The 26,024-nt window shown below is 66.0% G+C and carries 24 protein-coding genes; 15 read left to right on the top strand and 9 right to left on the bottom strand.

Annotated elements, in window-relative coordinates; all coding sequences use genetic code 11:
• Nucleotides 1–43 precede the first annotated feature (43 nt).
• From hscB to iscX, 4 genes are all read left to right on the top strand, one after another.
• Complete coding sequence (hscB, locus tag BJG93_RS09880; RefSeq protein WP_027198114.1) at nucleotides 44–571, top strand: Fe-S protein assembly co-chaperone HscB; 528 nt, start codon at nucleotides 44–46, stop codon at nucleotides 569–571.
• Between the two features lie 162 nt (nucleotides 572–733).
• Entirely contained in the window at nucleotides 734–2,605 is a 1,872-nt protein-coding gene (hscA, locus tag BJG93_RS09875) for a Fe-S protein assembly chaperone HscA (protein ID WP_027198113.1), read from the top strand.
• A 190-nt stretch (nucleotides 2,606–2,795) separates the two neighbouring features.
• Entirely contained in the window at nucleotides 2,796–3,137 is a 342-nt protein-coding gene (gene fdx, locus BJG93_RS09870) for an ISC system 2Fe-2S type ferredoxin (protein WP_027198112.1), read from the top strand.
• 15 nt (nucleotides 3,138–3,152) lie between these two features.
• Nucleotides 3,153–3,350, top strand: coding sequence for a Fe-S cluster assembly protein IscX (iscX, locus tag BJG93_RS09865; protein ID WP_027198111.1), 198 nt, complete (start codon nucleotides 3,153–3,155; stop codon nucleotides 3,348–3,350).
• Between the two features lie 98 nt (nucleotides 3,351–3,448).
• Here iscX and BJG93_RS09860 read toward each other — a convergent pair whose 3' ends face one another.
• The 5 genes from BJG93_RS09860 to BJG93_RS09840 all read right to left on the bottom strand — a co-directional run bounded on the left by BJG93_RS09860 (nucleotide 3,449) and on the right by BJG93_RS09840 (nucleotide 10,174).
• The gene (locus BJG93_RS09860) at nucleotides 3,449–4,147 is read right to left on the bottom strand and encodes a glycine zipper 2TM domain-containing protein (RefSeq protein ID WP_027198110.1); all 699 of its coding nucleotides are present in this window, start codon (nucleotides 4,145–4,147) and stop codon (nucleotides 3,449–3,451) included.
• Nucleotides 4,148–4,490: 343 nt separating this feature from the next.
• Nucleotides 4,491–6,017, bottom strand: coding sequence for a lysine--tRNA ligase (gene lysS / locus BJG93_RS09855; RefSeq protein ID WP_027198109.1), 1,527 nt, complete (start codon nucleotides 6,015–6,017; stop codon nucleotides 4,491–4,493).
• A 110-nt stretch (nucleotides 6,018–6,127) separates the two neighbouring features.
• A protein-coding gene (gene prfB, locus BJG93_RS09850; RefSeq protein ID WP_154671837.1) for a peptide chain release factor 2 occupies nucleotides 6,128–7,232 on the bottom strand; the annotation gives its coding sequence in 2 pieces (ribosomal slippage) (nucleotides 6,128–7,150 and nucleotides 7,152–7,232; 1,104 coding nt in all).
• Nucleotides 7,233–7,341: 109 nt separating this feature from the next.
• Nucleotides 7,342–9,048 carry a single-stranded-DNA-specific exonuclease RecJ gene (gene recJ / locus BJG93_RS09845; protein ID WP_027198107.1) on the bottom strand — a complete coding sequence of 569 codons (1,707 nt, stop codon included), beginning with the start codon at nucleotides 9,046–9,048 and terminating at the stop codon, nucleotides 7,342–7,344.
• A 16-nt stretch (nucleotides 9,049–9,064) separates the two neighbouring features.
• Nucleotides 9,065–10,174: a hypothetical protein gene (locus BJG93_RS09840; RefSeq protein ID WP_027198106.1), complete on the bottom strand. Its 1,110-nt coding sequence runs from the start codon at nucleotides 10,172–10,174 to the stop codon at nucleotides 9,065–9,067.
• A 319-nt stretch (nucleotides 10,175–10,493) separates the two neighbouring features.
• Here BJG93_RS09840 and BJG93_RS09835 point away from each other — a divergent pair, with 319 nt between their 5' ends.
• From BJG93_RS09835 to ftsB, 9 genes are all read left to right on the top strand, one after another.
• Nucleotides 10,494–11,747, top strand: a complete 1,254-nt coding sequence (locus BJG93_RS09835; protein WP_027198105.1) for a lipoprotein-releasing ABC transporter permease subunit — start codon at nucleotides 10,494–10,496, stop codon at nucleotides 11,745–11,747.
• A 31-nt stretch (nucleotides 11,748–11,778) separates the two neighbouring features.
• The gene (gene lolD, locus BJG93_RS09830) at nucleotides 11,779–12,495 is read left to right on the top strand and encodes a lipoprotein-releasing ABC transporter ATP-binding protein LolD (protein ID WP_174566101.1); all 717 of its coding nucleotides are present in this window, start codon (nucleotides 11,779–11,781) and stop codon (nucleotides 12,493–12,495) included.
• 101 nt (nucleotides 12,496–12,596) lie between these two features.
• Nucleotides 12,597–13,385, top strand: a complete 789-nt coding sequence (locus tag BJG93_RS09825; RefSeq protein ID WP_027198103.1) for a TatD family hydrolase — start codon at nucleotides 12,597–12,599, stop codon at nucleotides 13,383–13,385.
• 113 nt (nucleotides 13,386–13,498) lie between these two features.
• Nucleotides 13,499–16,126, top strand: a complete 2,628-nt coding sequence (locus tag BJG93_RS09820; RefSeq protein WP_027198102.1) for a DNA internalization-related competence protein ComEC/Rec2 — start codon at nucleotides 13,499–13,501, stop codon at nucleotides 16,124–16,126.
• 105 nt (nucleotides 16,127–16,231) lie between these two features.
• Nucleotides 16,232–17,035: an alpha/beta fold hydrolase gene (locus BJG93_RS09815; RefSeq protein ID WP_027198101.1), complete on the top strand. Its 804-nt coding sequence runs from the start codon at nucleotides 16,232–16,234 to the stop codon at nucleotides 17,033–17,035.
• A gap of 107 nt (nucleotides 17,036–17,142) precedes the next feature.
• Nucleotides 17,143–18,804, top strand: a complete 1,662-nt coding sequence (locus tag BJG93_RS09810) for a CTP synthase (RefSeq protein WP_027198100.1) — start codon at nucleotides 17,143–17,145, stop codon at nucleotides 18,802–18,804.
• On the top strand, nucleotides 18,801–19,655 hold the full coding sequence (gene kdsA / locus BJG93_RS09805) for a 3-deoxy-8-phosphooctulonate synthase (RefSeq protein WP_027198099.1): 855 nt from the start codon (nucleotides 18,801–18,803) through the stop codon (nucleotides 19,653–19,655). Before BJG93_RS09810 ends, kdsA begins: the two co-directional genes overlap by 4 nt.
• 215 nt (nucleotides 19,656–19,870) lie before the next feature.
• Nucleotides 19,871–21,154 carry a phosphopyruvate hydratase gene (gene eno / locus BJG93_RS09800; RefSeq protein WP_027198098.1) on the top strand — a complete coding sequence of 428 codons (1,284 nt, stop codon included), beginning with the start codon at nucleotides 19,871–19,873 and terminating at the stop codon, nucleotides 21,152–21,154.
• Between the two features lie 113 nt (nucleotides 21,155–21,267).
• The gene (gene ftsB, locus BJG93_RS09795) at nucleotides 21,268–21,705 is read left to right on the top strand and encodes a cell division protein FtsB (protein ID WP_027198097.1); all 438 of its coding nucleotides are present in this window, start codon (nucleotides 21,268–21,270) and stop codon (nucleotides 21,703–21,705) included.
• 97 nt (nucleotides 21,706–21,802) lie between these two features.
• Here the strand turns inward: ftsB and BJG93_RS09790 are convergent, their stop codons facing one another.
• The 4 genes from BJG93_RS09790 to BJG93_RS09775 form a co-directional block, all read right to left on the bottom strand.
• Nucleotides 21,803–22,165 carry a hypothetical protein gene (locus tag BJG93_RS09790; protein ID WP_027198096.1) on the bottom strand — a complete coding sequence of 121 codons (363 nt, stop codon included), beginning with the start codon at nucleotides 22,163–22,165 and terminating at the stop codon, nucleotides 21,803–21,805.
• Between the two features lie 114 nt (nucleotides 22,166–22,279).
• Nucleotides 22,280–23,230, bottom strand: coding sequence for an Hsp33 family molecular chaperone HslO (gene hslO, locus BJG93_RS09785; protein WP_027198095.1), 951 nt, complete (start codon nucleotides 23,228–23,230; stop codon nucleotides 22,280–22,282).
• 65 nt (nucleotides 23,231–23,295) lie between these two features.
• On the bottom strand, nucleotides 23,296–23,820 hold the full coding sequence (locus tag BJG93_RS09780; RefSeq protein ID WP_027198094.1) for a gamma carbonic anhydrase family protein: 525 nt from the start codon (nucleotides 23,818–23,820) through the stop codon (nucleotides 23,296–23,298).
• Nucleotides 23,821–23,849: 29 nt separating this feature from the next.
• Nucleotides 23,850–24,074, bottom strand: coding sequence for a hypothetical protein (locus tag BJG93_RS09775; RefSeq protein WP_154671836.1), 225 nt, complete (start codon nucleotides 24,072–24,074; stop codon nucleotides 23,850–23,852).
• Between the two features lie 18 nt (nucleotides 24,075–24,092).
• Here BJG93_RS09775 and BJG93_RS09770 point away from each other — a divergent pair, with 18 nt between their 5' ends.
• Together BJG93_RS09770 and BJG93_RS09765 are read left to right on the top strand one after the other, a co-directional pair.
• Entirely contained in the window at nucleotides 24,093–24,968 is an 876-nt protein-coding gene (locus BJG93_RS09770; protein WP_027198093.1) for a ferritin-like domain-containing protein, read from the top strand.
• Between the two features lie 99 nt (nucleotides 24,969–25,067).
• Nucleotides 25,068–25,952, top strand: coding sequence for an alpha/beta fold hydrolase (locus BJG93_RS09765; protein WP_027198092.1), 885 nt, complete (start codon nucleotides 25,068–25,070; stop codon nucleotides 25,950–25,952).
• Nucleotides 25,953–26,024: the final 72 nt, after the last annotated feature.

The following is a 26,024-nucleotide window of genomic DNA, read 5'->3' as shown; positions in this document are numbered from 1 at the left end:
CTCAACGTTTCCACGCCACTTTTCCTCAACGGACTTTAATCCGATGGCCTCGCTGAACGACAGCCACTTCGATCTGTTTGGTCTGCCGGCGCAATTTGCGCTCGACGCGAGCACGCTCGATCACGCGTACCGCACCGTGCAGGCCCAGGTGCATCCGGATCGCTTCGCCGCGGCCGGCGATGCGCAAAAGCGTATCGCGATGCAATGGGCCACGCGCGCGAACGAGGCCTATCAGACGCTGCGCGATCCGCTCAAGCGCGCGACCTATCTGCTGTCGTTGCGCGGCATCAACGTCGACGCGGAGAACAACACGGCGATGGAGCCCGCATTCCTGATGCAGCAGATGGAGTGGCGCGAGAACATCGAGGACGCCGCCGCGGCGAAGAACGTCGACGCGCTCGACGCGCTGCTCGTGGAGCTGCGTGACGAAGAGCGTCAGCGCTTCGACAAGCTCGGCGCATCGCTCGATAGCGGCGCGAATCAGGCGGCGAGCGAGGCGGTGCGGCAGTTGATGTTCATCGAGCGCGTGGCGTCGGAAATCGACGCGCAGATCGAGCGGCTCGAAGGCTAGCGCGGTTTCTGCAAGGCGCGTAAAGGCGCGGCGCCGGCAAGCGGCAACAGTAGGCAGCGACGTACCAAGCGACAAACAAAACCAGCGCGGCCGCGAGCCGTGGCATCACCCCCAGCAACGCGAACATTCAGGACGGGGCACAACGTCCCCGAGAAGATCCAGATGGCCTTACTGCAAATCTCCGAACCCGGCATGGCGCCGGCGCCTCATCAGCGGCGTCTGGCGGTCGGTATCGATCTCGGCACCACCAACTCCCTCGTCGCCGCCGTGCGCAGCGGCGTGCCCGATGTGCTGCCCGACGAAGACGGACACGTGCTGCTGCCCTCGGTGGTGCGTTACCTGGAACAGGGCGGCCGCCGCATCGGCCGCCGGGCGAAAGCCGAAGCCGCGACCGACCCGCGCAACACGATCGTGTCGGTCAAGCGTTTCATGGGCCGCGGCAAGACGGAAGTGGAAGGCGCCGAAAACGCGCCGTACGATTTCGTCGATGCCCCCGGCATGGTGCAGATCCGCACCGTCGATGGCGTGAAGAGCCCGGTGGAGGTATCGGCTGAAATTCTCGCGACACTGCGCCAGCGCGCCGAAGACACGCTCGGCGACGAGCTGGTCGGCGCGGTGATCACGGTGCCCGCTTACTTCGACGAAGCACAGCGCCAGGCGACCAAGGATGCCGCGCGCCTCGCGGGCCTGAATGTGCTGCGTCTGCTCAACGAACCCACCGCCGCCGCGATCGCCTACGGTCTCGACAATGGCGCCGAAGGTCTGTACGCGGTCTACGACCTCGGCGGCGGCACCTTTGACCTGTCGATCCTGAAGCTCACCAAGGGCGTGTTCGAAGTGCTCGCAGCGGGCGGCGATTCCGCGCTCGGCGGCGACGACTTCGACCATGCGCTATACCGCCACGTGCTCGAACAGGCCGGCATCGCGCCGCAGACGCTCGCGCCGCACGACGTGCGCCTGCTGCTCGACAGCGTGCGCGAGGCCAAGGAGGCGTTGTCGAGCGCGCCGCGGGCGAGCCTCAAAGTCACGCTCGCGGACGGCACCGCGCTCGATCTGACGATCGACGAAGCCACATTCGAGACCATCACGGCCGCGCTGGTGCAACGCACGCTGGGCCCGACGAAAAAAGCGCTGCGCGACGCGAAGGTCACGACCAAGGACATCAAGGGCGTCGTCCTGGTCGGCGGCGCGACGCGCATGCCGGTGATCCGCCGCGCGGTCGAGGCGTTGTTCGGCCAGCCGCCGCTCGTCAATCTCGATCCGGATCAGGTGGTCGCGCTCGGCGCCGCGATCCAGGCCGATCTGCTGGCCGGCAACCGCGGCACCGAAGGCGACGAGTGGCTGCTGCTCGACGTGATTCCGCTGTCACTCGGCGTCGAGACGATGGGTGGCCTCACCGAGAAGATCATTCCGCGCAACTCGACGATTCCGGTCGCTCGCGCACAGGATTTCACGACCTTCAAGGACGGCCAGACCGCGATGGCGATTCACGTCGTGCAAGGCGAGCGCGAGCTCGTCAGCGACTGCCGCTCGCTCGCGCGCTTCGAGCTGCGCGGCATTCCGCCGATGGCCGCGGGCGCCGCGCGCATTCGCGTGACCTATCAGGTCGACGCCGACGGCCTGCTGTCGGTATTCGCGCGCGAGCTCGCGTCGGGCGTGGAGGCATCGGTGGTCGTGAAGCCTTCTTACGGCCTCGCCGACGACGACATCGCGCGCATGCTCGAAGACAGCTTTTCGACCGCTGAAATCGATATGCGCGCGCGCGCATTGCGCGAGGCGCAGGTCGAAGCGCAGCGTCTCGTCGAAGCGACCGATGCGGCGCTCGCCGCCGACGCGGACCTACTCGACGACAGCGAACGCGCTGAACTCGACGCGCTGCTCACCGCGCTGCGCAGCGTCGCGTCAGGCGATGACGTCGGCGCGATCGAAGCGGCGACGAAGGCGCTCGCGGAAGGCACCGACGAATTCGCCGCGCGCCGCATGAACAAGGGGATTCGCCGCGCGCTGTCCGGCCGCAAGCTCGACGAGATCTGAACCGGCGAGCGTGGCGTCAACGAGCGCGCGCCGCGCGTTGTCCCGGCCACGGACCCACTGCGAACCTCCCTTGAACCACCGGAGCGCGCCGCGCGGACTTAAAAAGTCCGCGCGGCGCCAGTAAAATGGTACGGAGCCTGCACGCGGCATTGCTGGCAGCCGCCGTGCCTCAGACCCAAACGGAAACTGTATGCCTCAAATCGTTGTGCTGCCTCACGTCGAACTGTGTCCGGAAGGCGCGGTGATCGACGCCGTGCCCGGCAAGAGCATCTGTGACAACCTGCTCGATAACGGTATCGAAATCGAGCATGCGTGCGAGAAGTCGTGCGCGTGCACGACCTGTCACGTGATCGTGCGTGAGGGTTTCGCCGCCTTGACGCCATCCGAGGAAGACGAGGACGATCTGTTGGACAAGGCATGGGGGCTGGAACCGGCTTCGCGCCTGTCGTGTCAGGCGGTTATGCCGGACGACCAGGATCTGGTCGTCGAAATTCCGCGTTACTCGATCAATCACGCAAAGGAAAACCACTAACAGGAGGGTGCCGCCATGAAGTGGACCGATACGCAAGACATCGCGATGGCTCTGACGGACAAGCATCAGGACGTCGATCCGCAGCAGGTGCGTTTCACCGACCTACATCGCTGGGTGACCGAGCTCGAAGGTTTTGACGACGATCCGAACCGCTCCAGCGAAAAGATTCTCGAAGCGATCCAGGCGGCATGGATCGAAGACGCGGATTATTAAACGCGCGTTGGAACTGACGTATTGAATCCAAAGCAAAGGCGATTCCGATGGAATCGCCTTTTTTCATGGGCTGCGTCGACGAACGTCGGGCGCTGAGCTCAGTCGGCGACGAGGCCACCGTTCTCGACGCGCACGCGCTCTCCGTCGCGCAACGGCGGCGCCTCGCGATAAGTGAAGTAGCGCGTCTTGCCGTCTGCCATGTGCACGCGCACCGAATACGACGTCGTGCTGCGCAGATGTTTTTCGACCGAGTTGCCGGCGAGCCCGCCGCCGAGCGCGCCGAGCAGCGTCATCGCGGTACGCCCGCCGCCCGCGCCGAACTGATTCCCGACGACGCCCCCGGCCACCGCGCCGCCGACCGCGCCAATGCCGGTGCCACGTCCTTCATGCCGAATCACCGTAATCGAGGCGACGGTGCCGCAAGTCGAGCAATAAGCGGCTCGCGGCGCCGGCTGCTGCGCGTACTGCGGCGCGGCCTGCGCCTGCTGTGGCTGCGTGTATTGCTGCTGCGTCGGCGCAGGGGCAGGGGCGGCGGGCACCGCTTGCTGAGCGTGAAGCTGCTGCTGTTGCACAGATGGATTGACCGGCGCGGCCGAATCGACGACAGCCGGCGGTTGCGCTATGGCCTGCGCGGCCTGTGTCTGAGCGTTCTGGGTGCCGTTGCTCGACGCCTTCGGCAACACGCCGGTGATTGCTGCGGTAGCGATGAGACTCGCGACGAGCACCGCGCCCGCGGCGACCGCGATCAACGGATGAAGACGAGGTTGCTGCGTGGTTTGACGAGTAGGGGTGTCCATGTTGGGCCTCCGTTTCTGACAGAGCCGACTTCTTCTCATACCGAGTGTCGGGCAATCCGATCCGGGCAGCGTTTCAATTTGTAACCTGTGCGGTGACGCCTTGGGCGTGCGCAGGTGGCCTCTACGCGGCGCGCCTTGCCGCTCGCAAGCTTGCAAAGCCAAAGGCGATTACGGCGACTCGTGCGTGATCGAGCAGCTTTTACCGCTGGTTACAACGCTCAACAGCAGAAAACGGTCCCCCGCGGCGAAACGGCCCGGCATAAAAAACGCCCGGCATAAACCGGGCGTTCTTCACAACGATGGCTTCGCACGCCAACCGCAACGATCGCTAGCGCAGCGCCGCTCAATCCTCGCGACGCAGATGCGGGAACAGGATCACGTCGCGGATGCTCGGGCTATCGGTCAGCATCATCACCAGACGGTCGATGCCGATACCGCAGCCGCCCGCCGGCGGCATGCCGTATTCGAGCGCGCGGATGTAGTCGGCGTCGTAGAACATCGCTTCTTCGTCGCCGGCGTCTTTCTGGTCGACCTGCTTCCTGAAGCGCGCGGCCTGATCTTCCGGATCGTTCAGCTCCGAGAAGCCGTTAGCGATTTCGCGGCCCGTGATGAACAGCTCGAAACGCTCGGTGATGCCCGCCACCTTGTCCGACGCCCGCGCGAGCGGCGACACTTCGATCGGGTAGTCGATGATGTAGGTCGGCTCCCACAGTTGCGACTCTGCCGTCTCTTCGAACAGCGCCAATTGCAGCGAGCCGACGCCCGCGTTCAGGAACTGCGGCTGCGATGCATCGACGCCGAACTTCTTCAACTCGGCGCGCAGGAACGTACTGTCGGCGAGCTGCTCGCTCGTGTAGTGCGGCGCGTACTTCTGGATTGCCTGCGTGATCGTGAGCCGGTGGAACGGCTTCGACAGATCGAGCTCGCGACCCTGATAGGTGATGGTGGCCGTGCCGAGCGCATCGATGGCGGCCTGGCGAATCAGCTGCTCGGTGAAATCCATCAGCCACTTGTAGTCGGTGTAGGCCGCGTAGAACTCGATCATCGTGAATTCCGGGTTGTGGCGCACGGACACGCCCTCGTTGCGGAAATTACGATTGATCTCGAACACGCGCTCGAAGCCGCCCACCACCAGCCGCTTCAGATACAGCTCCGGCGCGATGCGCAGGAACATTTGCATGTCGAGCGCGTTGTGGTGCGTCGAGAACGGCTTGGCCGCCGCGCCGCCCGGAATCGGATGCAGCATCGGCGTTTCGACTTCCATGAAGTTCGCGTCGGCCATGTACTTGCGGATCGACGATATTGCCTTCGTACGCGCGACGAACGTGCGGCGCGTTTCCGGCGTGACGATCAGGTCGACGTAGCGCTGGCGGTACTTCATTTCCTGGTCGGCGAGGCCGTGGAACTTGTCAGGCAGCGGACGCAGCGACTTCGACAGCAGACGCAGCTCCGTGCAGCGCACCGACAACTCGCCCTTGTTGGTGCGAAACAGCACGCCGCGCGCGGCGACGATGTCGCCCATGTCCCACTTCTTGAACGCGTCGTAGGTTGCCTGACCGACGTCGGCGGGCGTGATGAAGAACTGGATCTGACCCGAGCCGTCGCGCACGGTCGCGAAGCTCGCCTTGCCCATCACGCGTTTCAGCATCATGCGCCCGGCAATCGCGACTTCGAGCGGATTCGCTTCGAGCGCTTCCTTGTCGGTGTGCTCGTATTGCGTCTGCAGATCTTCGGCGTGGTGCGTAGGACGGAAATCGTTCGGATAGGCGACGCCTTGCTCACGCAACTCGCGCAGCTTTTCGCGGCGCTCGGCGATGATCTTGTTGTCGTCCGCTTCGGGCGCGACAGTCGGCTGGGTCGGTTCAGTCATGATGATTTGGTATTCGGTGACCCGCCGCGGCGTGCGCCGCGGGCGGGAAGCCAGTAGTGTAAAAACTCAGGCGCGGTCCCGACGGGTGAACGTGGCCGCGCCGTGCGCGCTCATACGCCCTGTTTCAGGCTCGCGCTGATGAACGGATCGAGGTCGCCGTCGAGCACGCTCTTCGTATTGCTGATTTCGACGTTGGTGCGCAGATCCTTGATGCGGCTGTTGTCGAGCACGTACGAACGGATCTGATGGCCCCAACCCACATCGGTCTTGCCCGCTTCGAGCTTGTCCTGCTCGGCCTGACGTTTGCGGATTTCCGCTTCGTACAGGCGCGATTTCAGCATCGCCATCGCTTCGGCGCGGTTGCGGTGCTGCGAGCGGTCGTTCTGGCACTGCACGACGATGCCCGACGGCATGTGCGTGATACGCACTGCCGAGTCGGTCTTGTTGATGTGCTGACCGCCCGCGCCCGAAGCACGGTACGTGTCGATGCGCAGGTCGGCCGGATTGATGTCGACTTCGATCGAGTCGTCGATTTCCGGGTACACGAACACCGACGAGAACGACGTGTGCCGGCCGCCCGACGAGTCGAACGGCGACTTGCGCACGAGCCGGTGCACACCCGTTTCGGTACGCAGAAAGCCGTACGCGTATTCGCCTTCGATCTTGATCGTCGCGTTTTTAATGCCGGCGACGTCGCCGTCGGTCTGTTCCAGCACTTCGGTCTTGAAGCCCTTGCGCTCACAGTAGCGCAGGTACTGGCGCAGCAGCATCGACGCCCAGTCGCACGCCTCGGTGCCGCCGGCGCCGGCCTGGATGTCGAGAAAGGCGTTGTTGGGGTCGGCCGGATTGGCGAACATCCGGCGAAATTCCATGTCGGCGACGCGTGCTTCGATGGCCTGGGCGTCGGCTTCGCAGGCGAGCAGCGTGTCGTCGTCGGCTTCTTCGCGCGCCATGTCGAACAGGTCCTGCGCGTCGCGCACGTCGTTGGTGATCGACGTGAGTTTGCCGACCGTGTCGTCGAGCAGCTTCTTTTCCTTACCGAGTGCCTGGGCGTGCTTCGAGTCGTTCCAGACGTCCGGGTCTTCCAGTTCGCGGTTGACTTCGATCAGGCGCAGCGCCTTGTCGTCGTAGTCAAAGATACCCCCGTAGGTCGTCCGCGCGCTTGCGCAGGTCGGCCAGAGACGCTTCGATCGCGTTGAGACGTTCCGCTTCCATGTCGATCTTCTATTCTGCGTAAAAAGCAGAAATTATAGCCGATCGTCACGCCGCGCCGGAGTCTCGCGGACGATCCGGCGCGTGTTCCCGATTGATTTTGCGGAAGATTTCAGATCACCGCATGTTCGACGATCAGTTGCACACGCGACACGCCATTCCATGTGTCGCTCGCGAGCCGGTAGGCGACGGTGGTGCGCGCGGGCAGGGTGTCCGTGTGATTGAACCAGATCGCGTTGAAGCGCTGGCGGCCGCGCAGCAGTTGCAGCTTCAGGTGCTTGTCCTTCACGAGCGCCTGCGAGGCGACCTCGAACTCGCCCGAGAACACCGGCGCCGGAAAACCCTGGCCCCAGACGGCCGCGTCCAGCATCTCGACGAATTGCGGCGTGAAGTACGCGTCTTCGAGCTCGCCGTCGGTTTCGACGGTGCGCGCGAGCGCTTCCGCGGACAGCCATTCGCGCCCGACCGCCTCGAACGCGGCCGTGAAGCGCGGCACGTCGGCGGCGGCGATCGTCAGGCCCGCGGCCATCGCGTGGCCGCCGAATTTGACGATCAGATCCGGCTCGCGCTTCGAGATCAGATCGAGCGCGTCGCGCAGATGGAAGCCCGCGATCGAGCGGCCCGAGCCCTTGACGAGCACGCCGGTAGCGTCGGCGGGCGCGAACGTGAACGATGGCCGGTGGAACTTCTCCTTCAGGCGCCCCGCGACGATGCCGATCACGCCCTGATGCCAGCGCGGATCGAACAGCGTGATCGTGGTCGAGCCGTCGGGATCGACCGTCGACAGATCGTCCAGCGCCTGCTGCTGCATGCCGGCCTCGATTTCGCGGCGCTCGCGGTTCATCGTGTCGAGCTGCTGCGCGAGTTCCCATGCGCGGCCGACGTCGTCGGTGGTCAGGCATTCGATGCCGAGCGACATGTCCGACAGCCGCCCCGCCGCATTCAGGCGCGGTCCCAGCGCGAAGCCGAGGTCGAAGCCGGACGCGTTACGCGCATCGCGCGCGGCGGCACGAAACAGCGCGGCGACGCCCGGCTGCATGCGGCCGCGGCGGATGCGCTGCAGACCTTGCGCGACCAGCACGCGGTTGTTGCCGTCGAGCTTGACGACATCGGCGACGGTGCCCAGCGCGACCAGATCGAGCAGGCCGTCGAGGCGCGGCTCGGGCAGCGCGTCGCCGAACGCGCCGCGGCGGCGCAGTTCCGCGCGCAGCGCGAGCAGCACGTAGAACATCACGCCGACGCCGGCGAGGCACTTGCTCGGGAACGTGCAGCCCGGCTGGTTCGGATTGACGATTGCGCGGGCGGCGGGCAGTTCGTCGCCGGGCAGGTGGTGGTCGGTGACGAGCACATCGATGCCGAGCGCGTTGGCGGCCGCGACGCCGTCGACGCTCGCGATGCCGTTGTCGACGGTGATCAGCAGATCGGGCTTGCCAGCCACGCTGCGCGTCGCGAGCTCGACGATGTCGGGCGTGAGCCCGTAGCCGTGCTCCATGCGGTTAGGCACCAGATAGTCGATGCGCGCGCCGAACATGCGCAGCCCGCGCACCGCGACCGCGCAGGCGGTCGCGCCGTCGCAGTCATAGTCGGCGACGACCAGCATGCGGCGCTGCTGCAGCAGCGCGTCGGCGAGCAGCGCGGCGGCCGCCTCGCAGCCCTTCAGTTCGGCGGGCGGCACGAGCCGCGCGAGACCGGTTTCGACGTCTTCCGGCACGCACACGCCGCGCGCTGCGTAGAGGCGCGCGAGCACCGGATGCAGGCCGCAGCGGGTCAGCACTTCGGCGTCGACGGGGGAGCAGGGGCGCGTAACGATTCGGGTCATGCTGAAGGGCCGTGGATCATTCGATGAAAAGCGAGGCCAGCACGCGCCGCCGCCAGAATTTGCGCAGATCGCCGCGCGTGACCGTCAGCGTGACCGAGCCGGTGTCGCCGCACAGCGTGAGGCGGAGTTCGGCGAGCTCGCCCGCTTGCAGTGCCGCGAGCGCGGGCTCGAACCAGTCGCTCTGCAGCGCGGCGAATGCCTGGTTCCAGCGCGCCCAGTCCTGTTCGATGTAGGGCGCCGAGAACGGATCGAGTTCGACGAGCGTTACACCGCTGCCGTTCGTCGCGGCGCGCGACGCCGCCGACAGTTCGCCGAACGACCGCGGAGGCGCGCTCGTCGCGACCCCCGCGCTGAGCGCGAGGCCGCGCGTCGCGGCGGCATCGGACAGCACCTGCGCGAACGGACTATGCACCGGCCGCGCGACGCCCTGCGTGTGAAACCAGATCGAGTTGACTGCCGGCAGCCCGCGCGCCTCGCGTGCTTCGTTGACCGGATGCTCGAACCACGCCATCTGCACTTCGTTCTGTAGCTTCATCCACGCGCGCGAGCGTTCGCCGGAATGCGCTTCGTGCGGCAGCCAGATCTCGATGTTGCGGCCGCTCGCGCGCAACGGCGAGGCGCCCGCGAGGGTGCCGAAAGCATCGCTCGACAGATACCAGCGGGTTGGCTTCGGCGCCTCGAGGCGCACGCCGAGCTCCTCGATGAGCGGACGTGCGACGGCGAGCAGGATCGCCGCTTCGTCGTCCGGCAAGTCGAGCGACGCGGGATCGATCAGCACCAGGTGGTCATGCGCGATGCGCACATGCACCGGCTGCACGCAGGCCCACGTCGCGCTGCCGGGTTCGCCGCCGTCGGCGCGCAGCATGTAGGGCGCGAGCGGGGCTTCGTCGGCGGCGGCCGAGGCGCCGTCGGGCAGCGCGCCGAACTGCCGCGCGACCCAGCGCTCGTGTGGCAGCGTGCGCTGGAAATCCTCGCCGATCACGCGTTCGACGAGCGTCGCGCGGGCGATCAGCCGGTCGAGGGCGGGACTCTGGATGTCATGAAGCGCGGTGGAGGCGTCGGCCGCGGCGGGCAGCGCGAAGGGCAGCAGAAGATGGAGGCGGTCGGCAGGCATGATGCTGCGCATTGTAGGGCAAACGGTGCGAATATTTCGATGCGGGGCCGACGGTTCGTCGCTGGCGCGGCCCGGCCAGTGCTTTGCGCGAGCCGGCGGCATTGTGTGGCAAACTTCGCGCTTGATCGCTGGACGCGCCGCGGGGTCTCGGCAGGGTGGCGCACCGTGCCGCGGTACTTCGGCGCACTGGCAGAGCCGCACGGCGGCCCGCGCGGGAGTGGAACGATCCGCGCCGCCGCGAGCCCAACGGTCACGACGCTCGGGCCGCACGACGGGCGCTTGATGTCCGCCGCCCCGGGCGCACAGTCAAAGAACGCACCAAAGGATTCGCTTGAAATTTCCCTACGAATGGCAGATTGGCTGGCGCTACACGCGTGCCGGCAAACGCACGACCGGTAACGGCTTTATTTCGTTCATCGCGCTGGTGTCGATGTCGGGCATTGCGCTGGGTGTCGCGGCGTTGATCGTCGTGCTGTCGGTGATGAACGGTTTTCAGAAAGAGGTGCGCGACCGCATGTTGTCGGTGCTCGCGCACGTCGAAATCTTTTCGCCGACCGGTTCGATGCCCGACTGGCAACTGACCGCGAAGGAAGCGCGCCAGAACAAGGAGGTGATTGGCGCGGCTCCGTACGTCGAGGCTCAGGCGCTGCTCACGCGCCAGGATGCGGTAAGCGGCGTCGCGTTGCGCGGCATCGAGCCGACGCTCGAGCCCGAAGTGTCCGACATCGGCAAGGAAATGAAGGGCGGCAAGCTGACCGACCTGATGCCGGGCGACTTCGGCATCGTGCTCGGCGCGGACCTCGCGGCGAATCTCGGCGTGCAGTTGAACGACAAGATCACGCTCGTCGCGCCCGAAGGCACCATCACGCCGGCCGGCATGCTGCCGCGGCTCAAGCAGTTCACGGTGGTCGGCATCTTCGAGTCGGGCCATTACGAATACGACAGCACGCTCGCGCTGATCAACATCAAGGACGCGCAGGCGCTGTTCCGGCTGCCCGCGCCGACCGGCGTGCGGCTGCGCCTCACCGACATGCAGCGCGCGCCGCAAGTCGCACATCAGCTCGCGCGCACGCTGTCGGGCGATCTGTACATTCGCGACTGGACCCAGCAGAACAAGACCTGGTTCTCGGCGGTGCAGATCGAAAAGCGCATGATGTTCATCATCCTGACGCTGATCATTGCGGTGGCCGCGTTCAATCTGGTGTCGTCGCTGGTGATGACGGTGACCAACAAGCAGGCCGATATCGCGATCCTGCGCACGCTCGGGGCGCAGCCTCGCTCGATCATGAAGATCTTCGTCGTGCAGGGCGTGACGATCGGCTTCATCGGCACGGCGACCGGCGTCGCGCTCGGTTGCCTGATCGCGTGGAGCATTCCGTGGCTCGTACCGATGATCGAGCATCTGCTCGGCGTGCAGTTCCTGCCGCCGTCGGTGTACTTCATCAGCGAGCTGCCGTCCGAGCTGGTTCCGGCCGACGTCGCGCGCATCGGCATCATCGCGTTCGCGCTGTCGGCGCTCGCGACGCTGTATCCGAGCTGGCGCGGCGCGAAGGTCCGTCCGGCGGAGGCGCTGCGCTATGAATGACCGCCTCGTCTATCCCTCAACCGCTTCCTCCATGACCGCTCAGGCCCCCGCGTCGTATCCGTACGTGCTCGAAGCCACCGGCATTTCCAAATCGTTCGTGCAGGGCGGCCTGAACGTGCAGGTGCTCGACAACGCGCAACTCACCGTGCGGCGCGGCGAGAAGCTCGCGATCGTGGGTGCTTCGGGTTCCGGCAAGAGCACGTTGCTGCACGTGCTCGGCGGTCTCGACGATCCGAGCGCGGGCCAGGTGTCGGTGCTAGGCAAGCCGTTCACGAAGCTCTCCGAGCGTGAGCGCAATGATCTGCGTAATCGCGCGCTCGGTTTCGTCTATCAGTTTCACCATCTGCTGCCGGAGTTTTCCGCGCTCGACAACGTCGCGATGCCGCTGCGGATTCGTCGCGAGACCACCGAAGTCGCGCGCCGTGAGGCCATGGCGGTGCTGGAGCGCGTCGGCATGGGGCATCGCGCGAAGCATCGGCCGGGTGAGCTGTCGGGCGGCGAGCGCCAGCGTGTCGCGATCGCGCGCGCGCTCGTCACGAAGCCCGCCTGCGTGCTCGCCGACGAGCCGACCGGCAACCTCGACGGCGGCACCGCCGACACGGTGTTCAACCTGATGCTCGAACTGTCGCGCACGCTCGAGACGAGCTTCGTGATCGTCACGCACGACCCGGAACTGGCGGGCCGCTGCGACCGCATCATGCGGCTGCGCGACGGCGTGCTGCACGAAGAGCCGCCGGTGCCGGTCTGAGTGCAGGCCGGCATGGTCGTTGCGGTGGTCGCGGATGACTGACGGCCGCCGCGGAGCGCCATGCCGCCTTGGGTCCGGTCCCATTTTCAGCGAGACAACCCATGTGGATCGATACGCACTGCCATCTCGACGCTTCGGAGTTCGACGCCGACCGTGACGCGGTCGCGGCGTGCGCGCGCCATGCGGGCGTGTCGCGCATCGTGATTCCGGCCATCGGGCGACAGAACTTCGCGACGGTGCGCGAGCTCGCGCACCGCGTCGACGGCGGCGCGTACGCGCTCGGCATTCATCCGCTGTTCACGCCGGACGCCGTCGATGCCGACCTCGACCTGCTGCGCACGGAAATCGAGGCGAGTCTCGACGATCCGCGCTTCGTCGGCATCGGCGAGATCGGGCTCGACTTTTTCGTCGATGGGCTCGACGACGCGCGCCAGCAGTTTTTCTACAACGGCCAGTTGGAGCTCGCGCGCGAATTCGATCTGCCGGTGATCTGCCATGTGCGCAAATCGCAGGATCAGGTGATCAAAGGGTTGCGCCGGCATCAGATCCATCGCGGCATCGCGCACGCGTTCAATGGCAGTTTCCAGCAGGCGCAGGCTTATATCGATCAGGGCATGCATCTCGGCTTCGGCGGCAACCTGACGTTCGAGCGCGCGCGGCAGATCCGGCGACTCGCCGGGCAGTTGCCGTTCGACGCGCTGGTCGTCGAGACCGACGCGCCGGATATCGCGCCTTCGTGGATGTATAAGCAGCGCAATTCGCCCGAGCAGATTCCGGCGATCGGCGCGAGCCTCGCGCAGCTGCGCGGTGTCACCTCGGACGCAGCCGCCCTTGGCACAACGGCTAACGCGCTCGCCGCGCTGCCGCGACTCGCGCTTTCCTCTGCATAATCGATACCGTTGATCGAAAGGGTTCGCGCCGGGCGACGCCCATGCCCGGCGGGCTCGCTGCTGCCCGTTCGCCGACGCGTGAGCCCGCCTGGCGCCAGCGGCGCGGAGGACGGATGCGGGCGGTCTGGTGCGGGTTTGCTTTGGGCGTGATCTGGCTGCAGCGGCAGGCGGCGCTGCCGGATACGGGCGGATGGTGGACCTTGATACTGGCCGGTTGCGCGGCGGCGGGCATTGCCGTGTGGAGCTTGCGTGACCATGGGGCGGGTGGGTCGCTGCAGCGTCGGCGTGGCTTGCGGCACCAGCCGGCTCGCCGGATATGGCGCGATGGGCGGGTGCGGCGGGCGGCCGGTTGGGGCGCCGTATGGTGCGCGGCGATCTGCGTCGGTTTCGGCTATGCAGCCGTGCGCGCGCAGACCCGGCTCGCTGTGAGCCTGCCGCACGCGTGGGAAGGACGGGATATCGAGGTGGTCGGCAGTATCAAGGGATTGCCGACGCGCGACGACAAAGGCGCGCGCTTCCTGTTCGACGTCGACACGAACGATGCGCGGCTCGCGGCTTTCCCGCGCGTGATCCAGCTCACGTGGATCGCGCGCGACGCCGCAATGCCGCGGCTCGCCCCGGGCGAGCGCTGGCGTCTGACCGTGCGCCTGAAACGCCCGCACGGCAACGCGAACTTCGGTCTGCGCGATACCGAGGCGAGTCTGCTCGCGCGCAACGTCCGGGCGACCGGTTACGTGAGTGTGCCGGATCATGCGCGGCGCCTGGCCGGCCACGCGCGCGGGCTCGCCGTGCTGGTCGACCGCTGGCGCGCCGCGTTGCGTGCGCGCATCGACACGGTGCTTGCCGATGCGCCGCATCGCGGCATCGTCGTCGCGCTCGCGATCGGCGCGCAGGACGAAGTGAGCCCCGCCGACCGGCAATTGATGCGTGGCACCGGCACGAGTCATCTGGTGGCGATTTCGGGCTTGCATATCGGCCTGGTCGCGGGGCTGACCGGCTGGCTCGCCGCGGCAATCTGGCGACGTTCGGGGTGGCTCGGCCGCAACTGGCCGCTGCGCTTGCCCGCGCAGATCGTCGGCGTGACGGCCGGCGCAGGGTTCGCCGCGCTGCATGCCGCGCTCGCCGGCTTCAACGTGCCGGCACAGCGCGCGCTGTGGATGGCCGCGCTCGTCGCGCTGGCGTTTGTCGGCGGCCGTCAGCTGGCGCGCTCCACCGTGCTCGCGTGGGCGCTCGGGCTCGTGCTGCTGATCGATCCGTGGGCGGTCGTGTCGGCCGGATTCTGGCTGTCGTTTTGCGCGGTCGGCGCGATCCTGTTCGCGATGTCGGGGCGGCCGCGCGGGCGGGGCCCTCAGGCGTCCCGCCACGATGAGGACGAGGAGCGCAGCGCGGCTCGAAACAGGTGGCAGGCGCTGCGCGCCGCACTGATCCGGTCTCTGTACGTATTCGCCGAACGGTTGCGCAGCGCCGCGCACGTGCAGTACGCGGTGACGGTCGCGCTTGCGCCGCTGACCGTGTACTGGTTCGCGCAGATTCCGCTCGTCGGTCCGCTCGCGAACGCGTTCGCGATTCCGTGGGTGAGCCTGCTGCTCACGCCGGCGGTGCTCGCGGGCGTCGCATTGCCCGCGCCGCTCGATGCGTTCGCCTGGCGGGCCGCGCATACGCTGCTCGAGGGTCTCGTGGCCGGCCTGCAGATGTTCTCGGGACCGCGCTGGACGCTGTGGTGGTTGCCGCGGCCGCATGGGTGGGCGCTCGCCGCGGCGGCGCTCGGCGTGCTGTGGTGTCTCGCGCCGCGCGGCTGGCCGCTGCGCTGGGCCGCGCCGCTGACATGGCTGCCGCTACTCATGCCCAGCGCGGACGGCGCGCTCTCTGAGCCGTCGGGGGCGTTCCGTCTGACAGCGCTCGATGTCGGGCAGGGCACATCGGTGCTCGTGCAGACCGCGCATCACGCGTTGCTGTTCGATGCGGGGGCCGGGCCGGAATCGACCCACGCGGGTGAGCGTGTGGTGGTGCCGTTCCTGCAGGCGCAAGGCGTGAAGACGCTCGACACGCTGATGATCAGTCACGCCGATTCCGATCATGCGGGCGGCGCGCCCGCCGTGCTCGATGCGATCGAGGTCCGTCAGCTGGTGGGCGGGCTGGAGCCCGACAATGCGCTGTGGCCGACGGCCAGGCAGCACGGCGCGCAGACGCTGCCATGCGTGGCGGGGCAGCGGTGGCAGTGGGACGGGGTCGAGTTCACCGTACTCTGGCCGGACGCCGGGGGACTCACCGGCAAGCCAAACGCTCATTGCTGCGTGCTGCGGGTCAGCACCTCGGCTGGCATCGTCGCAGGTGATGCGGCAACGCGCGGCGGTGCGAACGCGCCTCGTTTGACGGCTCTGCTGACGGCTGACATCGAAGCGCCGACCGAACGCACGCTGCTCGCGCGCGATCGCGACCTGCTGCGCGCGCAAGTGTTGGTCGTGCCGCATCATGGCAGCAGGACGTCGTCGACCGAGCCGTTCCTCGACTCTATCGATCCGTCCATCGCGTTATTTCAGGTAGGCTACGAAAATCGCTTTCACCATCCGAATGCGGGCGTGTTCGCGCGCTACGTGGCGCGTCGCATCGCGCTCGGCCGCAGCGATCGCGACGGCGCGGTGAGGGTGGACGTCGATCCGGGCGCGCGTGGTGAGGATGGCGCCGTGCTCACGCTCGAGCGCTATCGCGACACGCAGCGCCGCTACTGGATGGAGCCCTGAGCGCGTCGCGGCTCGATGAGTGTCACGGCGCAGACATCCGGCATAAGCAGCGGCACAGGCAAACCACCCGCCCACACGTAAAAAAGACAACGGAGATAGCCGCAGTTGAAAAACATCATCCATTTCTCGCACGCGAACGGCTTTCCGGCCTCGACTTACCGGACGATCTTCGCCGAACTCTCCGACGACTATGACCTGCGCTCGATCGAGCGGATCGGCCATGATCCGCGCTTTCCGGTCACGCAGGACTGGCCCCATCTGGTCGAGCAACTGCTCGACGATATCGCCCGCAAATACGAGCAGCCGGTGTGGCTCGTCGGGCATTCGCTCGGCGGTTATCTGTCGCTGATGGCGGCGCTGAAAAAGCCGCAGTGGGTGAGGGGCGTCGTGATGCTCGACTCGCCGGTGATCGCCGGTTGGCGCAGCAGCATGCTGCGCGTGTCGCAATGGACCGGGCTCGACGAGCGGCTGTCGCCCGCCGCCGCTACGCGTAGGCGCCGCACGCAATGGACGAGCCGTGACGAAGCATGGCGGCACTTCCATGCGAAGCCCGCATTCGCGCGCTGGGACGAGCGCATGCTGTCTGACTACATCGATTTCGGCATTCCGCAGAGTTCGCCCGACGGCACTCGCACGCTCGCGTTCGATCGCCGCACCGAATACCAGATCTACCGGACGCTGCCGCATACGCTCGGCGCCCGCCTCGCGCGCGGTGTGCCGGTGCCGGTCGGGTTCGTCGGCGGCACACGCTCGAAGGAAATCCGCCAGACCGGTCTCGACGCGACGCGGCGCGCGACCGGCGGGCACGTCGAGTGGATCGAGGGCAGCCATCTATATCCGATGGAAAAGCCGATCGAAACGGCGCGCGCGGTGCAACGCATGCTGCGCGAGCTGGAGCGAACCGCCTGACGCGCAACGCGTGCTGGGCGGCTCTGAAGCTCGGCTGGCCGGTCGTTTTTTGCTGGGTCGGGACCATCCTTTACGGTATAATCCGTTTTTCCCGCGAGCATCCAGCGATGACCAAATATGTTTTCGTCACCGGCGGCGTAGTATCTTCCCTCGGCAAGGGTATTGCCGCCGCTTCCCTCGCCGCGATCCTCGAATCGCGCGGTCTTAAAGTCACCCTCCTCAAACTCGATCCCTACATCAACGTCGACCCCGGCACGATGAGCCCGTTTCAGCACGGCGAAGTGTTCGTGACGGAAGACGGAGCGGAAACCGACCTCGACCTCGGCCACTACGAGCGCTTCATCAGCACGAAGATGCGCAAGGCCAACAACTTCACCACGGGCCAGATTTACGAGTCGGTGATCCGCAAGGAACGCCGCGGCGATTATCTCGGCAAGACCGTGCAGGTCATCCCGCACATCACGAACGAAATCCAGGCATTCGTCGAGCGCGGCGCAGCATCTGCGACGTGCGGCGAGCCCGATGTCGCGATCGTCGAAGTGGGTGGCACGGTGGGTGACATCGAATCGCTGCCGTTCCTCGAAGCCGCGCGTCAGATGAGCCTGCGCCTCGGTCGCAACAGCGCGTGCTTCGTGCACCTGACGCTGGTCCCTTGGGTCGCCACGGCCGGCGAACTCAAAACCAAGCCCACGCAGCACAGCGTGCAGAAGCTGCGCGAAATCGGCATCTTGCCGCACGTGCTGCTGTGCCGTGCCGACCGCCGCATTCCGGACGACGAGCGCGCGAAGATCTCGCTGTTCTCGAACGTGCCCGAAGACGCGGTGATCTCCGTGTGGGACGCGGACAGCATCTACAAGATTCCGCAGATGCTGCATGACCAGGGTCTCGACGCGATCATCTGCGAAGAGCTGAAGCTCACGCCGAAGGCGGCTGACCTGTCGATGTGGTCGGACCTCGTCGAGAAGCTGCAGAACCCGAAGCACGAAGTGACGATCGGCATGGTCGGCAAGTATGTCGATCTGACCGAGTCGTACAAGTCGCTGATCGAAGCGCTGCGCCATGCGTCGATGCATACGTCGACGCGCGTGAACATCGAGTACATCGACTCCGAAGAGGTCGAAACGCAAGGCGTCGGGAGCCTCACGCATCTCGACGCGGTGCTCGTGCCGGGCGGCTTCGGCCGTCGCGGCACAGAAGGCAAGATCGCCGCGATCCGCTATGCGCGCGAGGCGAAGGTTCCTTATCTCGGCATCTGCCTCGGCATGCAGCTCGCCGTGATCGAATTCGCGCGCGACGTAGTCGGCCTGAAAGATGCGAACAGCACCGAGTTCGATCAGGAAACGAAGAACCGCGTGGTCGCGCTGATCACCGAGTGGTACGACCGCGAAGGCCGCGTCGAGAAGCGCACCGAAGAGTCGGATCTCGGCGGCACGATGCGCCTCGGTTCGCAGCGCTGCCCGATCAAGCCCGGCACGCTCGCCGAAGAGATCTACGGCCAGGATGTGAACGAGCGTCATCGTCACCGTTACGAGGTGAATAACCGTTTCGTGCCCCAGCTCGAAGGCGGTGGCCTCATCATCAGCGCCCGTACGCCGAGCGAGGATCTGCCGGAAATGATGGAACTGCCGCGCAGCATGCACCCGTGGTTCGTCGGCGTGCAGTTCCACCCGGAATTCACGTCCACGCCGCGTGACGGTCATCCGCTGTTCAAGTCGTTCGTCGAAGCGGCGCTCGCGCATCAGCAGTCGAGGGTCGAGGAGAAAGCATGAAACTGGGCGACTTCGAAATCGGGCTCGATAAGCCGTTTTTCCTGATCGCCGGGACCTGTGTCGTCGAATCCGAACAGATGACGATCGACACGGCCGGCCGCCTGAAGGAAATTTGCGCGAAGCTGAACATTCCGTTCATCTACAAATCTTCGTACGACAAGGCCAATCGCAGCAGCGGCAAGTCGTTTCGCGGTCTGGGCATGGACGAGGGTCTGCGCATCCTGTCGGAAGTGAAGCGCCAGCTCGGTCTGCCGGTGCTGACGGACGTGCACGCCGAGCACGAGATCGAGCAGGTCGCGTCGGTCGTCGACGTGCTGCAAACGCCCGCGTTCCTGTGCCGTCAGACCGACTTCATCCACGCGTGCGCGCGCTCGGGCAAGCCGGTCAACATCAAGAAGGGCCAGTTTCTCGCGCCGCACGACATGAAGAACGTTATCGACAAGGCGCGCGACGCCGCGCGTGAAGCGGGTTTGTCCGAAGACCGCTTCATGGCGTGCGAGCGCGGCGTGTCGTTCGGCTATAACAACCTCGTGTCGGACATGCGTTCGCTCGCGATCATGCGCGAGACCAACGCGCCGGTCGTGTTCGACGCGACGCACTCGGTGCAGTTGCCGGGCGGCCAGGGCACGAGCTCGGGCGGTCAGCGCGAATTCGTGCCGGTGCTTGCGCGCGCCGCGGTCGCGGTAGGCGTCGCCGGTCTCTTCATGGAAACGCACCCGAATCCGGCGCAAGCAAAGTCGGACGGACCGAACGCGGTGCCGCTCGATCGCATGGCCGACCTGCTCGAGACGCTCGTCACGCTCGACCGGGCCGTCAAGCGCGGGCCGTTCCTCGAAAGCGATTTCAACTGATTCAGGTGTGCGCCGCGTGTCACGCTTGCCCTCGAAAATCGATCCGCGGCGCTTTCGCATAATGGTCGTCGAACGTATCGGCGCGCGAGTTGTCTGTCGGGGAGACCGGCAGGTGCTTCGCATGGGACTGGAGCAGGCGCTAAAGCGCCAACTCCGGTTCGACAGCGCGATGCAAGGTCACAGTAAAGAATTCAACGTCATCCTTTGAGGAAACCATGAGTGCTATCGTAGACATCATCGGTCGAGAGATTCTCGATTCGCGAGGCAACCCCACCGTCGAATGCGACGTGCTGCTCGAATCGGGCACGATGGGCCGCGCAGCGGTGCCGTCGGGCGCGTCGACCGGCTCGCGCGAAGCGATCGAACTGCGCGACGGCGAAGCCGGCCGTTACGGCGGCAAAGGCGTGCTGAAGGCCGTCGAGCACATCAACACTGAAATCTCCGAAGCGATCATGGGTCTCGACGCTTCCGAGCAGGCTTTCCTCGACAAGACACTGCTCGAACTCGACGGCACCGACAACAAGTCGCGCCTCGGCGCCAACGCGATGCTGGCCGTATCCATGGCCGTCGCGAAGGCCGCGGCTGAAGAAGCCGGTCTGCCGCTGTACCGCTACTTCGGCGGCTCGGGCGCGATGCAACTGCCGGTGCCGATGATGAACATCGTCAACGGCGGCGCGCACGCGAACAACAGCCTGGACATCCAGGAATTCATGATCGTGCCGGTCAGCCAGCCGACCTTCCGCGAAGCACTGCGCTGCGGCGCCGAAGTGTTCCACGCGCTGAAGAAGATCCTGTCGGATCGCGGCATGAGTACGGCAGTCGGCGATGAAGGCGGCTTCGCGCCGAACTTCGGCAGCAACGAGGAATGCCTGTCGACCATTCTGCAAGCCATCGAGAAAGCAGGCTACCGCGCCGGTGAAGACGTGCTGCTCGCGCTCGACTGCGCGGCGAGCGAGTTCTACCACGACGGCAAGTACCAGCTCGCGGGCGAAGGCCTGCAGCTGTCGTCGACGGAATTCGCGGACTACCTCGCAAACCTCGCCGACAAGTTTCCGATCGTATCGATCGAAGACGGCATGCACGAAGGCGACTGGGAAGGCTGGAAAACGCTGACCAACAAGCTCGGCAAGAAGATCCAACTGGTCGGCGACGACCTGTTCGTGACGAACACCCGCATCCTGAAGGAAGGCATCGACAAGGGCATCGCGAACTCGATCCTGATCAAGATCAACCAGATCGGCACGCTGACGGAAACCTTCGCGGCGATCGAAATGGCCAAGCGCGCCGGCTACACGGCTGTGATTTCGCATCGCTCGGGCGAAACCGAAGACTCGACGATCGCGGACATCGCAGTCGGCCTGAACGCTGGTCAAATCAAGACCGGGTCGCTGTCGCGGTCCGACCGCATCTCGAAGTACAACCAGCTGCTGCGTATCGAGGAAGATCTCGGCGATATCGCGAGCTACCCGGGCAAGTCGGCGTTTTACAACCTGCGCTAAGCGTGTTCGCCAGATTGTTCACCCCGATCGATGAGCCGGTTATCCTTCGTTTCTGATTGACCTCGCCGCCCTGCGTATAGCGCAGGGCGGCGCGTATTTACTGTGCTTACTTCATGCGGCTTGTCACTGCTGTCTTGATCGTTCTGCTGGCGTTGATTCAGTACCCGCTCTGGTGGGGGCATGGCGGCTGGCTGCGCGTGCATGAGTTGCAGGGCCAACTCGCGCAGCAACTGCAGAAGAATGCCGACGCAAAGCTGCGCAACGAGCGCATCCAGGGCGAAGTGCAGGATCTGCAAAATGGCACGGCCGCGGTCGAAGAGCGGGCGCGCTACGAAATGGGCATGGTCAAGGACGGCGAAGTGTTCGTGCAGTTCGTGTCGCCGAATCAACCGTTGCCGGTGCCCGCCACGCCATCGGCGAACACCTCGACGCGCGGTGAGGTGTCGGCGGCGCCGCTGCACGTGGTGCCGAATCCCGAGTCGCGCGCGAAGCCGGATCGCAAGCATGGCGGCAAGGCGGCGGCTGCGAAGGAGAAGAAGCCGGCGCACTGAGATTGGACGGCTCGTATCGGCTCGTTTTGACGGACGCGAAAAAAAGCGCGGTTCATTGTGAACCGCGCTTTCTGTTTTTGTGCTGCCGTACTTGCTGCTACCAACCCCAGTACGGCCCGAACCCGACGCCGATCCCAGTTCCCCAGCCACGTCCCCAGCCGCCGCTCGAGAAGCCCGCGGAAAACCTCACTGGCGGCGAGCGCGAGTAATACCGCGACCAGGCTTGCGCGGCGGCGTCCGCGGCCATCGTCTGGTCCTGTTCGAACATGACCTGACGATCGATCGCTTCATATTGCGCGCTTTGCTGCGGTGTCAGCGTCTGCGTGTGGCTGACGGCCTCAGCCTGATCGGGCGGCAACCGGCTCAAAATCGGCGACGGGCCCGGTGGATCGATTGAGCAGCCGGCCAGCGCCGCGCTGCCCACGATGACGGCCAGGATCAACGAAAGCGAGTGCTTCATGGTCGAATCTCCATCGGTCCGAGGCTCGAGCAAGCTCTGCCGACGCGGGCAGGACTTCCGTCGCTAAGCGCGCTCAGTCCGCGGGCACGTGGTCCGCTTCGGCGAAAGCGCGGTTCAATGCCGCTGCGCGGCTGCCGGCGTCACGCCTTGTGAGAGTCCGCTGGCCACGAAAAGTTGCGCGACGTCGACCGGGTCGAACTCGTAGCGCTGATTGCAAAACTCGCAATGAATCTCGACGTGGCCGCGTTCCTCGATCACGCTGTCGACTTCAGCGCGGCCGAGCATCTTCAGCATTGCGCCGACTTTCTCGCGCGAGCACGTGCATTCGAAGCGCGCCGTGACCGGCTCGAAATGCTGGACGTTTTCCTGCCAGAAGAGGCGCCGGAATACCGTCTCCGGTTCTTCGCTCAGCAGTTCACTCTGTGACAGCGTGCCACCGAGCGTGCACACGCGCTCCCATGTATCGGCGTCGAGCTCGCCCGGATGCGGGACGATGCCGCCGTCGCCCGGCAGCTTCTGCAGCAGCATGCCGACCGCGCGCTCGGTGTTCGCCGCGAGCCACATGCGCGTGTCGAGCTGCTCGGAGTGATGCATGTAGTGCTCGAGCACTTCGGCGATCGACTTCAGTGGTCCGCTCACGCCCGAGAGCGGCACGATACTCTGGTACGGCTGCTGTCCGGGCTGCTTGTCGGTCGGGTCGAGCGTGATCACGCAGCGGCCGTGGCCGCTCGCGTTCACCAGATCGACGAGCGAAGTCGTATCGTCGATCGTATGGCCGGCTTCGCCGGACAGCTTCGCGGTTGCACGCATCGTCAGGTTCGAGCTGCATTGCACGACCAGCATCTTGACCGGGCCATCGCCGAAAATTTGCATGACGAGTGTGCCGTCGAACTTCAGGTTCGCCGACAGCAGCGCGCAGGCGGCCATCATTTCGCCCAGGATCGTTCGCACGGGCGCTGGATAATCGCGGCGCGTCAGCACGTCCTGCCAGGTATTGCGCAGGGAAACGATCTCGCCGCGCACGGGCGCCGCGCTGAACATGAATTTTTGCAACTGGTCGCTCACAACTTTTCCTCGGTGGAATGACGCGGCGTGATGCCGCGCCTTTGCGCGCCGCGCACGCCGGCCGTCTAGCCGATGCGTACGAGCTGCGCCTTGAAATACTCGCGGCGCCCGGCATAGCTTGCCGCGCCGCGCTGCATGTTGGCGATATCCGCTTCCGTCAGCTCGCGCACCGCCTTCGCGGGCGCGCCGAGGATCAGCGTATTGTCGGGAAACACCTTGCCCTCTGTGACGATGGCGCCCGCTCCGACCAGACAGTTGCGGCCGATCACCGCGCCGTTCAAGACCACCGCCTGAATTCCGATCAACGCACCTTCCTTGATCGTGCAGCCGTGCAGCATCGCCTGATGGCCGACCGTCACGTTCGACTCCACCGTCAGCGGATAGCCGGGGTCGGTGTGCAGCACCGCGTTTTCCTGGACGTTGCTGCCGGCACCGATCGTGATCGGCTCGTTGTCGCCGCGCAGCGTCGCGCCGAACCACACGCTCGCGTTCTCCTCGAGCGTCACGTTGCCGATGATGTTCGCCGAATCCGCGACGAACACGCTTTCATGGATGATCGGGGCGGCTTCGCCCAGCTTGTAAATCGTCACAATGTCTCCTTGTTGGCCGGCGCCAGTCTTCAGGTGACGCCGATACCGTGCGCGATGGTTGCCTGATCGGTCGCCGCACAGGACAGGGGCGAGCGCCCGGCGCGGTGCGAGACGGCCAATTCTGCGTCTGACGGGCGTGCCGGAAAGCGCGCCGGATGGGCGAATCGAGTATTGTAAACGGTTGTGTGCTTGAGCCGCTCGGCGGCTCGTGCGCGGGTCAACCGCCGCTTGTCCGTCACCTTTCTCGCTTCCATCGACTATCTCCGTTTGTCATGACGTCCGCCGCTTCGCCCCCTCGTGTCGATTCTCCCGCATCGAATTCTCGGAATGAGCCGTCGTGCACGCGCCGCGCCGCGCTCGCCGCGTTGTGCGAGCAGGATCCCGCCGCGAAGGCCGCGGCGGCCCGCGAACTGTACGCGGCGGTACTTGACCGCCGCGCTCTCTGCGACGCCGGCCTCCATCTCGCCGAGCCCGCCAGCCTGCCGGGCCGCCCTGAGCGGCCCGAGCTGGTCGAACCGCGCGAGCTCGGCCGCCGCAGTATGCAGTCGCCGCACGGACGCGCGGTGCTACTCCACGCGCTCGCGCACATCGAGTTCAACGCGATCAATCTGGCGCTCGACGCCGTCTGGCGCTTCGCCCGCATGCCCGTCGCGTTTTATACCGACTGGCTCAAGGTCGCCGCCGAAGAGGCGTATCACTACTCGCTGCTCGCCGCGCGTCTGGCCGAATACGGCCACGCCTATGGTGATTTCCCCGCGCACGGCGGCTTGTGGGACATGTGCGAGCGAACTCGCGGCGACGTCCTCGCGCGCATGGCGCTCGTGCCGCGCACGCTCGAGGCGCGCGGCCTCGACGCGTCGCCGCCGATCCGCGCGCGTCTGCAGCAAGCTGGCGATCACGCCTCGGCGGCGATCCTCGATGTGATCCTGCGCGATGAAATCGGCCACGTGCTGATCGGCAACCGCTGGTTTCGTCACCTGTGCGATGCGGACGGCCTCGACCCGCACCGCACCTATCTGCGTCTCGCCGACCAGTATCACGCGCCGAAATTGCGTGGCCCGTTCAATTTCGAAGCGCGCCGCGAGGCCGGTTTCGACGACGCGGAACTCGCCGCGCTAGCGAGCCAGGATGCGCAGCAGGCCACATAGGCAACCGAAGACTGAGCATCGCCTCAGTAATCCGTTAGCCCTTCTTGCGCCGCCGTCCCTATAATCGAACGACCATTCTTTTGTGTGGGTTCGCCCTCGATGAATACTTCCCGCTCTGAGTTCGTTGCCGCGCGCGGCGTCCGGCTGCACGTGCGGCGCTGGGGTCATGCCGATACGCCGATGCTGTTTATGCTGCATGGCTGGATGGACGTCGCCGCGTCGTTCCAGTTCGTCGTCGATGCGCTCGGCGGCGACTGGCAGGTGATCGCGCCCGACCTGCGCGGCTTCGGCCTGTCCGACTGGCCCGTCGCCGCGCGCGGCGGCGGCAGCTACTCGGTGCAGGACTACCTCGGCGATCTCGATGCGCTGATCGACCACTACGCGCCGAGCGGCGAAGTGAACCTCGTCGGTCACAGCCTGGGCGCGAACGTCGTGTGCCTGTACGCGGGCGTGCGGCCCCAACGGGTGCGACGCGTGGTCGATCTGGAAGGCTTCGGGCTCGCGGCAGCGCATCCGGCGCAGGCGCCGAAGCGTCTCGTCAGCTGGCTCGACGAATTGCGCGATCCGCCGCAGCTGAAGCGCTACGCGTCGCTCGAGGACGTCGCCGCGCGCCTGATCAAAACCAATCCGCGCCTCGATCCGCGGCGCGCGCAGTTTCTCGCGCAGCACTGGTCGAAGCCGGATGGCGAAGGGCGCTTCATGCTGCTCGCCGATCCGGCGCACAAGGTCCGCGGTCCGACGCTGTATCGCCTCGACGAGGTGATGGCGGTGTGGCGCAAGGTCAGCGCGAAGGTGCTGCATGTCGAGGCCGCTGGCTCGCCGACGCTCGCGCAGATTGCCGGCGAAGTTCCACTCGACGAATTCAAGGCGCGTTTCCGGGCGTTTCCCGATTGGCGCGAGAAGATCATCGACGGCGCGGGGCACATGGTGCATCACGACCAGCCGGAACAGATCGCAGCGCTGATCGAAGGTTTCTGCGCCTGAAGCCGCGTTTGAAACGGCGCCGGTGCGTCGTGCGGACGTCGCCGCACCGGCGCCGATCCGGTCCTGACCCGG

It is taken from the genome of Paraburkholderia sprentiae WSM5005, from assembly GCF_001865575.2.
GTDB lineage: Bacteria > Pseudomonadota > Gammaproteobacteria > Burkholderiales > Burkholderiaceae > Paraburkholderia > Paraburkholderia sprentiae.
This window is presented reverse-complemented; position numbering and strand designations above follow the sequence as displayed.